The 10,826-nt window shown below is 60.0% G+C and carries 11 protein-coding genes; 3 read left to right on the plus strand and 8 right to left on the minus strand.

Annotation, left to right across the window (positions count from 1 at the left end):
* Positions 1 to 89 precede the first annotated feature (89 nt).
* Positions 90 to 794, plus strand: a complete 705-nt coding sequence (locus ACWKV4_RS05785) for a YebC/PmpR family DNA-binding transcriptional regulator (RefSeq protein ID WP_483830641.1) — start codon at positions 90 to 92, stop codon at positions 792 to 794.
* 2 nt (positions 795 to 796) lie between these two features.
* On the opposite strand, the gene ACWKV4_RS05790 is transcribed toward ACWKV4_RS05785, so the two are convergent.
* The 5 genes from ACWKV4_RS05790 to ACWKV4_RS05810 all read right to left on the minus strand — a co-directional run bounded on the left by ACWKV4_RS05790 (position 797) and on the right by ACWKV4_RS05810 (position 4,980).
* Positions 797 to 2,074 (minus strand): leucine-rich repeat-containing protein kinase family protein, encoded by a 1,278-nt coding sequence (locus tag ACWKV4_RS05790; RefSeq protein WP_483830640.1) that lies wholly within the window; start codon positions 2,072 to 2,074, stop codon positions 797 to 799.
* A gap of 66 nt (positions 2,075 to 2,140) precedes the next feature.
* A complete protein-coding gene (locus ACWKV4_RS05795; protein WP_483830639.1) occupies positions 2,141 to 2,902 on the minus strand; it encodes an anti-sigma factor family protein in 762 nt (253 codons plus the stop codon).
* On the minus strand, positions 2,899 to 3,408 hold the full coding sequence (locus ACWKV4_RS05800) for a sigma-70 family RNA polymerase sigma factor (protein WP_483830638.1): 510 nt from the start codon (positions 3,406 to 3,408) through the stop codon (positions 2,899 to 2,901). Before ACWKV4_RS05800 ends, ACWKV4_RS05795 begins: the two co-directional genes overlap by 4 nt.
* Positions 3,409 to 3,496: 88 nt before the next feature.
* On the minus strand, positions 3,497 to 4,645 hold the full coding sequence (locus ACWKV4_RS05805) for a M14 family metallopeptidase (RefSeq protein ID WP_483830637.1): 1,149 nt from the start codon (positions 4,643 to 4,645) through the stop codon (positions 3,497 to 3,499).
* Between the two features lie 68 nt (positions 4,646 to 4,713).
* Positions 4,714 to 4,980, minus strand: a complete 267-nt coding sequence (locus tag ACWKV4_RS05810; protein WP_483830636.1) for a DUF6124 family protein — start codon at positions 4,978 to 4,980, stop codon at positions 4,714 to 4,716.
* Between the two features lie 129 nt (positions 4,981 to 5,109).
* On the opposite strand from ACWKV4_RS05810, the gene ACWKV4_RS05815 reads away from it, so the two are divergent.
* A complete protein-coding gene (locus ACWKV4_RS05815; RefSeq protein WP_483830635.1) occupies positions 5,110 to 5,775 on the plus strand; it encodes a LexA family protein in 666 nt (221 codons plus the stop codon).
* Between the two features lie 512 nt (positions 5,776 to 6,287).
* On the opposite strand, the gene ACWKV4_RS05820 is transcribed toward ACWKV4_RS05815, so the two are convergent.
* Positions 6,288 to 7,226, minus strand: a complete 939-nt coding sequence (locus tag ACWKV4_RS05820) for a LysR family transcriptional regulator (RefSeq protein WP_483830634.1) — start codon at positions 7,224 to 7,226, stop codon at positions 6,288 to 6,290.
* Positions 7,227 to 7,372: 146 nt separating this feature from the next.
* Here ACWKV4_RS05820 and ACWKV4_RS05825 point away from each other — a divergent pair, with 146 nt between their 5' ends.
* Positions 7,373 to 8,584, plus strand: a complete 1,212-nt coding sequence (locus ACWKV4_RS05825; protein WP_483830633.1) for an acyl-CoA dehydrogenase family protein — start codon at positions 7,373 to 7,375, stop codon at positions 8,582 to 8,584.
* On the opposite strand, the gene ACWKV4_RS05830 is transcribed toward ACWKV4_RS05825, so the two are convergent.
* Both ACWKV4_RS05830 and xthA read right to left on the minus strand, forming a co-directional pair.
* Positions 8,566 to 9,909, minus strand: coding sequence for a phosphate ABC transporter substrate-binding/OmpA family protein (locus tag ACWKV4_RS05830; RefSeq protein ID WP_483830632.1), 1,344 nt, complete (start codon positions 9,907 to 9,909; stop codon positions 8,566 to 8,568). The two genes, ACWKV4_RS05825 and ACWKV4_RS05830, sit on opposite strands and share 19 nt — an antisense overlap.
* 62 nt (positions 9,910 to 9,971) lie before the next feature.
* Entirely contained in the window at positions 9,972 to 10,784 is an 813-nt protein-coding gene (gene xthA, locus ACWKV4_RS05835) for an exodeoxyribonuclease III (RefSeq protein ID WP_483830631.1), read from the minus strand.
* Positions 10,785 to 10,826 lie beyond the last annotated feature (42 nt).

Here is a 10,826-nt window from a genome sequence, read left to right on the forward strand (position 1 = left end):
TTTTTTTAAGCAAAGCCAATCGTATAAACTGGCCGCCACCGGCGGGCCGATTGGCCTGCGTATGAGCAAGCGGAAAAAAGAGAATAGCCATGGGCGCACAGTGGAAAGCTAAACACAGAGAAGCAGCGGCTAACGCCAAAGGGCGGATTTTCGGCAAGCTGGCCAAGGAAATTCAAATTGCGGCCCGCAACGGTGCCGACCCCGATATGAACCCCCGCCTGCGCCTGGCGGTGGAGCAGGCAAAAAAAGCCTCCATGACCCGTGAAACCCTGGAGCGTGCAATCGCAAAAGGCGCGGGCTTGAGCGGCGAGGTGGTGAACTACACCCTGGTGAAATACGAAGGCTTCGCGCCGCACCAAGTACCCGTAATCGTCGAGTGCCTGACGGACAACGTCAAACGTACCGTTGCCGAGATCCGCGTGCTGTTCCGCAAGGGCCAGTTGGGGGCCGAGGGGTCGGTGTCCTGGGATTTCAAGCACTGCGGCATGATCGAGGCGGCGCCTATCAAAGAGGGCCTGGACGCTGAAGAGGCCGCCATCGAAGCGGGCGCCGAAGACTGCGAGCCCGCGGAAGAGGGCGCGACCCTATTCCTGACCGCCCCCGAAGACCTGGACTCGGTACAAAAAGCCCTGCCCGATCAAGGGTTCAACGTACTTTCCGCCAAGATTGGCTATGTGCCCAAGAACCCGGTTACCCTGTCGGACGAAACTCAACTGGCCGACGTTGAAGCCTTTTTGGATGCTATTGACGGCCATGACGACGTACAGAATGTGTACGTAGGCCTGGCGGGTTGATTTCAGCCTAAAGCGGCTACCACCTCTGCAAAGCGTGGCCGCGCGGCCACGTTAGGTTGCTGGCAAGCCTCACCGAGCGCCTGCCAGCCCGCAGGTGGTGTTTGGCACCGCAACAGCACTTCAGCCAGAAGAATCCCAAAAGCCCGTACTTCGATGCCTTGCAGGGCACTGGCCATCGCGCCGTTGTCCGGCAGGTAACGGCTGGCGGCACCAAAATCTCCCAGCAGGGCATGCCCGTCGCCGCGCACCATAAGGTTATGGCCATAGAGGTCGCCGTGCATCACGCCGTGCTGGTGCAAATGCACGGCGGCCTGGGCAACGCCGAGCAATAGGGAATGGGCCTGGCTGGGGCTAAAGCTTGCATCACTGCAATAGTCGTCACGGGTGCAGCTGTTTAGGGTGGGCGGGCCCGCAAGCATGTGATAGGCCGGGCTTATCAAGTCCATCACCAAGCCAGGCAAAGCCTCTGGATGTTCCGTAAGCTGCCCACGCATAGGTACCAAGTTGGGATGATGACCGGCTTGCAAGCAGGCCGCTATCTCATCGGCCGGTAGCCCATCACTGGTGCGCATACCCTTGAATACCTTGACCGCTACGAGCGCGTTGCCCATGGCAGCCTGGTACACCACGCCGGAGGCACCTTCCCCTAGCTTCTGTTTGAGGGTAAGGGCGTGCCAGGCAATGCTCTGGGTGAGCGGTACTTGCGCCTTGGGTGAACAACAGCAGGGGTTACCCGCATAGGCCAGCCACGCCAGTTTAGGCAGCGAGAACAGTAAGGAAGGTAGCCCTTGCAGTTCATTGCTGGCCAGCCTCAACAATTCCAGCTCATGGCACTGGCCCAAACTGGGCGGCAAGTGGCTTAGGCGATTGCCTGCCAACATCAGTTTCTGCAAGCGAGGAAAGCGTTCGAAATGATCGGGAAGCTCTCTAATATGGTTGTCGGTCAGAATCAGCCAGCGTAACCGAGGAGGCAGTGCTTCGGCCGGGACCCTGGCGATCTGGCAGGCCTTGAACCCAATCATTTCAAGCGCCGGGCAGCTACCTAATACCTTCGGCAATTCTTCAAAAGGATTGTTTGAGCAAAACAGCACTTTGAGCCGGTGCAGCCTGGGCAGCTCATCGGGCAGCGAGGTTAGCTGATTGCCGCTTAGGTTAAGCACCTCCAGAGAGTTCGCGAGGGTGAACACCTCCTGGGGTACCTGGGTCAGGCCCAGGTTGTGCAAATCAAGCCGAGTAGCACCGGCCAGCTCGCCAGCTCGAAGTTTCTCTAGCGTATCCACGGGGCCCCGCTTGCCGAAAAAGGCGGAGTATACACAGCCCTGGCCTTGGCCTGCGGGGCGCGTCTGTTAAATGCCTTCGCCCATGGCGCGTTCGAGCACGTTTCGACCCGCAAAGCCCACCGCGCTGACCATGGCATAGTTGTAGGAGGGGTCGGACCAGTAGTCTGCCTGCAGTTCACCATCGCGCCGGCTGCCTCGGGGCAGTAAGCGATAGCCTGGGCCGGGCGGGCGCACATAGAAGCTCGCCCTTTGGCCATTGGCCCCTTCGTAAATGACCATGGCTGCCGGGCCTTGCTCAGTGGTAAGCAAGCGCGCGCCTCGGGGGCGCAAACCTGCGGCGGTCAGGTCCGGCAACCGTTGTGCGCTGCTGAAATACCGGTCCAGCCATGCCTGCAACGCGTCCGCGCTGCCGGGGCTGTAATCGGCAGGCAGCATCCCTTGCACCGCGAACATCCGATAAGCCTCCAGCGCATCGGTCATGGGGGCGGAGGCGGCTACCATGGGCTGCTCCGGCCCGCGGGCCTGCCAACCCCCAACGGCACCAATCCCCACCGCCACTACCAAGGCTGCGGCCTGGGCCAAACGTTTGGCTCTACGTGCGCGCAACGCGTGGCGTACCACCAGTGGATCGAGGCGCGGGTTCTCGTCTAGCTGCAAGGCGCCACTCCAGGCAGCGCGTAATTGCTGTGCCTCGCGCTGCCAGGCGCGCACCTGGGCGGCCGTGTCGGGGTGGCTCACCAGCCAGGCCTGCAGACGCTGGTGTTCTTCCAGCGGCAGGCGCTCGTCTACGTAGGCGTGGAGGTCCTGTTCACTCGGGGGGAGGGTCATCGTTTGAATATCCGCACGGGAGGGGGCTTGATTTCGCCTTCGGTTAATTCATGAAGCGCCTTGCGGGCACGGGAAAGCCTCGACATTACCGTGCCAATGGGCAAGCCCAACATGTCGGCGGCCTGCTGGTAACTAAGGCCCTCGACAGTCACGGCGAACAATAAGGCGCGTTGTTCGGGCTTGAGTTGATCGAACGCCCCCAGCGCGGCCTGAGCGACTACCGTACGTTCAGCCGAAGGTAACGCCTCTTCTCTGCCACTGAATAGCTCCAGCATGCGCGCATAGCGGCGTGCGCTGCGATGGCCATCGACGAAGCGCCGATACAGGATGGCAAACAACCAGGCCCGCAGATCACCCTCGGCGCGCTTACTCCCCCAGCGAGCAAAGGCGCGTTCCAAGGTGGCTTGCACCAGATCGTCAGCGTTGCTGGTGTCTCGGGTGAGCGACAGAGCGAACCGCCGCAGCCGGGGCAGCAATTCGCGCAGTTCATCGTTGAGGTTGGGCATGAGGCAACACTGTCCTTAGGTGACCGTGCTAGACGCCTGGGGCCCAAGCTTATTCCCTCTCTGCCGGCCCAGGGAGGGGGTATAGCCTTTACCGGAGCTGCTGAGCCATCGTCCCGATGACTTTGAGCAGGTCCTGGGCCAAGCGGGCGGAACGGGCGCCAGACCACCCCGCCCTAGGGTCGGGGGCGTTCAAGTGGTCCTTGAAGGGCATTTCCAGGGTGAGCGACAGGCAGTCAAAGCGCTGACCCACGGCGTTGCATGCCAACGTCATATTGGCTTGGCCAGGCTCGTCGCGAACATAGCCGTGCTGCTGTTGAAAGTCCTGGGTTTGCTCACAGAGCGCCTGGCGGAAGGTGGCCTCCAGTTTCGCGATACGTGGCGTGTAGCCTGGATTGCCTTCGCACGCGGCGGTGAATACGTAAGGTATTTCTTCGTCGCCATGGGCGTCGATCAGCGCATCCACTCCATAGGTGTCCATCTGGCCCAGCACGAAATGCACCTCAGGGGCGTCCATCTCGGTTGCATCTTTCCAAGCGCGGTTGAGGTCCCTGCCGGCCGCATTGGTACGCAAGTGACCATGGAAGGCGCCGTCCGGATTCATGTTGAGCACGAAATACAGCTCTGCCTGTTCCAGCAGCGCCTGCGTCCAGGGCTCATTACGCTCCAGCGCCTCCACCAACCCCTCCATAAACCATTCGGCCATGTGTTCGCCAGGGTGCTGCTGGGCAATAACCCAAACCTTGCGCTTGCGCGAATCGCCCCTGCCAGCGCGATAAAGCGGTAGGGGTCGGCCTTCAAGGCTTTTGCCTTCGGCCACTATCTCGACCCCGGCGGTAGCCTTGGCCCGGGCCAACAAGGCAAGATGACGGGCTTGGCGATAGGGTTCGAAATAGGCGAAGGACACCTCCGGGTGCTCCACGACCAACTCGAACCGCAGGGTTTGACCATCGAATGTACTGGGTACCCTGAACCAGTCACTACCGTCGTAGGAGGCAACGGCGTTATAGCCCTCCCAGGCACGTGGGTAGGATGAACTGCCTGCGTTTTCCAACGTGAATGCGCACTGTTGGCCCTGGGGCAAGCCCGAGGCCTTGAAGTGAAACCATTGGAAGTGCTGGCTGTGGGTATCTGGCCGGATGGCCAAGCGGACAAGGGACGAATCGCTGGCATCAAGTACCTGAATGTTTCCGGTATCGAAGTCAGCGGTAATCTCGACAGCAGATGACAATACAGACATGGAAAATTCGCTTTCGAACAAAACCAAAGTGTACACCTTAGTAGCACAAATGCCTGCCTGCAGGCCAATTAGCCATCAGCCTTGGCCACTTCGCCGCCTGGGTTCAAGGTATCGCTTTCAAGCCCATGTATGACAAGGCTGCGAGCCATGCCAACCAAGTGTACGACCGTCAAGGCAAGATGACGGGCTTCGCCTGTTTGCTGATCCGCGCTTTCGTAAGCCACCGCGCATGCACAGCGGAGTAAGGCATCGGCATGGGTCAGTGCCTGGTTGATATCCAGATGGGCACTGGGGTGGAAAGGTAAGTTCCAAGAGGCGTGTGCGGGCGGGGTCATGGCAGGTCCTTGCGGTGTCGCTCAATAGTGGTTCAGGCCGTAGTATAATTACAGCGCGTAGTCGCTGACGGCCTAATCTATTACGCGGTATGTATGGTCCTCGGCCATCGCGCCGGTAAGGTACGCCCCATGGACACTTGGATAGAACTCGTCAAACAAAAGATGCGCGAACGGCGGCTGACACAAGAGCAGCTGGCAGAACGTATCGGCCGCTCCCAAGGCGCGCTAAACCACTGGCTCAGTGGGCGCCGACGCCCCGACCTGGACACCATGAACGAGGTATTGCGTGAATTGGGCGAAGTCGATATGGAAGTGGTGCAGATCCTGCGCGTGAATGAGCAGCGTTCGGCCTATGGCTTCGCACCATCGGCCCCGGGCACTGAATGGGCCGTCAATGGCCCGGGCTACAGCTACCCGCTACTGAAGTGGGGCGCCGCGGCAGATGATCATCCCTCTATCGCTCGGCACAGTACCGGCACCATGCACCTCTCGGACTACCACGCCTGTGGCCCGGCCTTTTGGTTAAGGGTAGAGGGGGAAAGCATGAGCGCGCCCTTTGGCCGCAGTGTTCCCGCAGGCGCCCTTATCTTGGTGGACCCTCGGGCCGAAGTCTTGGCGGGAAGCCTGGTCATTGTCAGCGTGCCAGGGCAGCAACAGGCCGTATTCAGAGAGTTGGTCGAGGAGGGTGGGCAGCGCTACCTGCGAGCGCTCAATCCCACCTGGCCGGTAATGGCCTGGGACGGCAACTGGTGTATCAAGGGGGTGGTGGTGCGCGCGATATTGGCTTTGGCCTGAATGCACAAGGGGAGCCGAAGCTCCCCTCTAGGTGTTTTGCATTTGCTCTTCTTATTGTTTTCAGGCTACCTGTTATTGTTTTTGGTAGCAGCCCGCGCGCGTATCCAGCCCCCATTCGGGGCCAAGAGCAAACGTATTTTTTTGAACGCTGATTCATCTTCACCTACAGGTCCAACCGGTCACTTGCTGCCTCGGGGCAGTTTTATTTTTATAAGCTCGGTTGCGGGCAATGCCCTGGAAAACGCACCTTCTTCAAAAAAATCTGTTGGCTTCGCCTCTGCCGTGGTTGTTCTTGTTATGTCAGAGCCGTTCGTATTGTTGTTATTAGGGAGTGCATGGTTTTTTTTGTTCTTATGCTGATCTAGATAGCAGATGCCGTGCCAATTTTTAAAAAACTATATAAATCAATTACTTGCGAGGTCAGAAGAAGAAGCACTGACTCTTTTCGTCAACAAAGTGTTTCGCGGTTACCCGTTTCGGTGTGTAGCCGTGGTATTGGGGTAACACTTTCTTCACATAGGTGAAGCGTGTGTTGGCCTGGCGCCCTCAAGCTCGGCGATCACTGTGCATAATTCGATGATTTGTTCGCGCATCCACGTGTTGGCCGGGTCCTGGTCGGTGCTCTCGTGCCAATACAGGTGAGACTCAACCTTGCTGACCTCCGGTATCGGCAAGGGGCTGAACGGCAGTCCATGACGCCGGGCGAAGTGCTCGGGCACCGTGATCATCATGTCGGTCTGTTGCAATACCTGAGAGGCCATCATGTAGTGCTGGGAGCGCAGGGTGATCTTTCGCTGCAAGCCCATTTTCCCAAGGGCCAGATCGACCTCGCCAAGGCCGTTGCGACGGCTGGAGATATGAATGTGCGCTTGGGCCAGGTAGGCGTCCAGTGTCAGCGAAGCCCCTTGCAGTGGATGCCCTTGGCGCATGGCGCACACATAGCGGTCTTCCATCAGTTTCACGTGACGCACCTGGGGGTCGGTATTGAGCGGGGCGTCCACGGCAAAGTCCAGGCGGCCGGCCGCCAGCTCCTTGGTGGTTTCACGCCGTTTGCACAAATAGCTCTCGATGGTAACCGCGGGTGCCTGATGGCGAAGGCGTCGCAACAACGGTGGCAGCAGCAGCGCTTCTACCAGATCACTCATGCTGATGCGGAAGGTTTTGACAGCTTGAGCGGGGTTGAATACATGGCTTTCCTGGACGGACACCCTCAGCAACGCCAGCGCGTTGCGTACCGGCCCTATGATGTTCTGAGCCATGGGCGTAGGTACCATGCCCTGCGCGGTGCGTACGAACAACGGGTCGTTGAAGGTTTCGCGCAGGCGCGCCAGGGCATTGGACACCGCGGGTTGGGTAATGCCCACGATCTGCCCCGCGCGGGTGAGGTTGGCTTCGGTATAGATCGCATCGAAAACAACGAAGAGGTTAAGGTCGACTTTGCTCAGATTCATGGGCGATGTACTCGTCATTGTTAACTGAAAACGTATAGAGCTTATGAATGTTTATACAGAAGGATAATAGACTCGAAAAATACCTGCTATCTCTTCTACTCTCGGCGCACTAGGCCGCCCGGCCTTTCCGGAGCGTGAAACGTCCCATGGATTTCGCCTATCCGCCTCAGGTTGAAGTACTACGCGCACGCATTGGTGCGTTTATGCATGCTGCTGTGTTTCCTGCCGAGGCTCGATTTACCCAAGAGCTGGCTTCAAAGGGCCGCTGGCATGCCACAGGCACCATGGAAGAACTCAAGCGTTTGGCCAGAGCCGAGGGGCTATGGAACCTCTTCTTGCCTGATTCCGAATACGGCGCTGGCCTGAGCAACCTGGATTACGCCCCCCTGGCGGAATTGATGGGCCAATCCGTGCTTGGGGCAGAGCCCTTCAATTGCTCGGCCCCAGACACGGGCAACATGGAAGTGCTGGTGCGTTACGGTACCCCTGCTCAGAAGAAGCGCTGGTTGGAGCCATTGCTGGAGGGCAAGATACGCTCGGCCTTCGCCATGACCGAGCCCGGGGTGGCGTCTTCGGACGCGACCAATATGCAAGCCACCGCCGTCCAACAAGGCCAGCAGTGGGTGCTCAACGGCCGTAAGTGGTGGACCTCTGGTGCCTGCGACCCTCGCTGCGAGGTGATTATCTTCATGGGGCTCACCAACCCCGACGCTCCCCGCCATTGCCAACATTCCATGGTGCTGGTGCCCATGGATTGGCCAGGGGTAAAGGTAGTGAGGCCCTTGACGGTGTTCGGTTACGACGACGCGCCCCACGGCCATGCCGAAGTGACGTTCGAGGACGTTCGCGTGCCGTTGGATAACGTGATACTCGGCCCTGGCCGGGGTTTTGAAATCGCCCAGGGGCGGCTGGGACCTGGCCGTATTCATCATTGCATGCGCTCGATCGGCATGGCGGAGCGGGCCCTGGCCTTGGCCTGCCAGCGAGCCTTGGAGCGGCAAGCCTTTAACAAGCCATTAGCCTACCTCGGGGGTAATTGCGACCTGATCGCCGATTCGCGCATGGAGATCGAAATGGCCAGGCTTTTGACCCTGCGCGCCGCTTATATGATGGATACCCAAGGCAATAAAGGGGCCCGCAGCGAGATCGCCCAGATCAAAGTGATCGCGCCGAATGTTGCGCTGCGGGTCATCGACCGCGCCATACAGCTGTATGGCGCCGCGGGGGTCAGTAGCGATACGCCGCTGGCCTACATGTACGCCATGCAGCGCAGTCTGCGCCTCGCCGATGGGCCGGACGAAGTCCACCGCGCTGCCGTGGCCAGCTACGAGCTGGCGCGTTACCGCACACCCGTTTGAATCCAGACCTCAACCCGGCAATTGCGTAGGCGGCCGCCCTCGGTAGTATTGCTGGCCACGGGCAGTTGAGCCCCCAGCCCCAGCACGGCGCTGGGCGCTATTCCCCGCTTGGCCAATTCGCGGCGCACGGTCATCGCGCGCAGGCGGGACAGCAGCAGTGCCCGGCCAGGCTCGCTCTTGGCGTCGCCAAAGCCTACCAATACCAGATGCTCACGCTCGGCGGGGCGCCCGCGCAGGTAGTTGGCCAGCCGATCCACATCCGCCAGGGCTTTGCTATCCAGGCTGGCACTGGCGCCTGTAAAGCGAAAGTTCAGGGTTAGCCGTCGACTGTCGCGAGCCAGGTCGAGGTAGGCTTTGGGCATGCCCGCGCTGGGTTGCACCGGCACCGAATGCACCTGCTGGGCAACGAAGCCCTCGCTCGCGACGAGCCGCTGGCCGGCGGTACTTTGTGAGAACTCCAGCAGGGCGGCGGCCCACGGATTGATCGCACCTGGAGCGCTGTACAAATATAGCCGCCTGGACAGCAGATAGTCCTCGGTGGCGACGTTATCAGCGGTGGGAGACAGAGCCCGACCTTCGGCTTCGCCAATCGCCAGGGCACGGCTTTGCAATACGTACGGCAGGCCGATAAAGCCAATGGCCTGAGGGTCGCTGCTAACGGCGCTACTCAAGGCTTCGCTGGATTCCAGCCGCCGAGCGCCTTCGGCCAGGGTGAGCGCCCGAGGCGCCAGTACCAGGTCACGAAAGGTTTCCCAGGTGCCGGAACGATTGTCCCGGGCATACAGGTGAACAGGCCCCAGCCCCACGCCCAGCTCTTCCCAACGGGTGATGGCGCCAGCGAATACGGCAGCGAGTTGTTCGGCATCCAGGCTGCGCAGGGGGTTGTTCCGATTGACGATCACCGCTACGCCATCGATGCCGATGACCTGTTCGGTACCCTGTTGAGCGGAATTAGCCGCCACATATACGCGCGCGCGCTCTTGTTCATTGATAGGCCGCGATGCGGCCGCCAGGTCTGCCGAGCCTGCCGCGAGGGCGGCGAAGCCGGTAGCGGTCCCATGGGCGCTAAGCCTGGCCTGTACTCGATCGCCGGATGGCAAAACCGCGGTGACCACCCATTCGTTTTCGCCAACGGCTTGCCGCTGAACATTACCCAGGCCACGGGCTTCGAACACACCCTGTACCAAGGCCGGTAGCAAGCGCGAGCCGATGGTGTTCGAGCCTTGAACGCGCAGCACGGTCAGTGGCTCGGCCGCGAGGCAAGACCCTATCGCAAGCACGGCCCAGCAGGCGCAGAGCAAATGGCGAGCCTTGATTGACAACATGGCGGACCCTCTATCAATGGCCCGCAGATTAAGACAGTTAGGTTACCGTCCCATGACAGTGCTCAACCTAGCTGCAACCAGATCGGCGCATGGTCCGAGGGCTTTTCCATCCCCCGCAATTCATAGTCGATGCCCGCCGCTTGCACCCTAGGCAGCAAGCCGGTAGAGGCCAGGATCAAGTCGATACGCAGCCCGCGCTTGGGTGTGTCCTCGAAGCCTCGGCTGCGGTAATCGAACCAGCTAAACACGTCGTTGACCTCAGGGTGCAAATGCCGCCAGGTATCAACCAGGCCCCAGCCCTTGAGGCGGCTCAACCATTCCCGCTCTTCTGGCAGGAAGCTGCATTTTCCGGCCCGTAACCAGCGCTTGATGCTGTCGGTACCGATGCCGATATCGGTGTCTTCCGGCGAAATGTTCAGGTCGCCCATCACCACCAGTGGCTGGGCCTGATTGTGCTGGGTATCCAGCAGTTGCTGCAGGTCTGAGTAAAACCGTTGCTTGCCGGGGAACTTGGTGGGGTGATCGCGGCTTTCGCCTTGCGGAAAATACCCGTTCATGACGGTGACCGGTTGCCCATGCTGATCTTCATACTGGGCCAGGATAAACCGCCGCTGGGCGTCATCCTCATCGCTGTGAAAACCCTTTTGCACGCTCAGAGGCGGCTTGAGTGAAAGCAGGGCCACCCCATAATGACCCTTTTGCCCATGGTAATGGACGTGATAGCCCAGAGCCTCGACATCGCCCAAGGGGAACTGCTCGTCCGCTACCTTGGTTTCCTGCAAGCCAATGACGTCTGGGCGATGTTTTTCGATCAACGCCGCCAGCTGGTGCGGCCGGGCACGAAGGCCGTTGATGTTGAACGATACGATTTTCATGACCCAGCAACCTTTACGCAAAACACTGATCCTAACGGAGCC

The sequence above is a fragment of the Pseudomonas artemisiae genome (genome assembly GCF_057128685.1).

Bases quoted from the DNA above. Each gene is read 5' to 3' on its own strand.
- ACWKV4_RS05785 (WP_483830641.1), top strand. From the start codon at position 90: ATGGGCGCACAGTGGAAAGCTAAACACAGAGAAGCAGCGGCTAACGCC.
- ACWKV4_RS05795 (WP_483830639.1), bottom strand. From the start codon at position 2,902: ATGACCCTCCCCCCGAGTGAACAGGACCTCCACGCCTACGTAGACGAG.
- ACWKV4_RS05800 (WP_483830638.1), bottom strand. From the start codon at position 3,408: ATGCCCAACCTCAACGATGAACTGCGCGAATTGCTGCCCCGGCTGCGG.
- ACWKV4_RS05805 (WP_483830637.1), bottom strand. From the start codon at position 4,645: ATGTCTGTATTGTCATCTGCTGTCGAGATTACCGCTGACTTCGATACC.
- ACWKV4_RS05810 (WP_483830636.1), bottom strand. From the start codon at position 4,980: ATGACCCCGCCCGCACACGCCTCTTGGAACTTACCTTTCCACCCCAGT.
- ACWKV4_RS05815 (WP_483830635.1), top strand. From the start codon at position 5,110: ATGGACACTTGGATAGAACTCGTCAAACAAAAGATGCGCGAACGGCGG.
- ACWKV4_RS05820 (WP_483830634.1), bottom strand. From the start codon at position 7,226: ATGAATCTGAGCAAAGTCGACCTTAACCTCTTCGTTGTTTTCGATGCG.
- ACWKV4_RS05825 (WP_483830633.1), top strand. From the start codon at position 7,373: ATGGATTTCGCCTATCCGCCTCAGGTTGAAGTACTACGCGCACGCATT.
- ACWKV4_RS05830 (WP_483830632.1), bottom strand. From the start codon at position 9,909: ATGTTGTCAATCAAGGCTCGCCATTTGCTCTGCGCCTGCTGGGCCGTG.
- xthA (WP_483830631.1), bottom strand. From the start codon at position 10,784: ATGAAAATCGTATCGTTCAACATCAACGGCCTTCGTGCCCGGCCGCAC.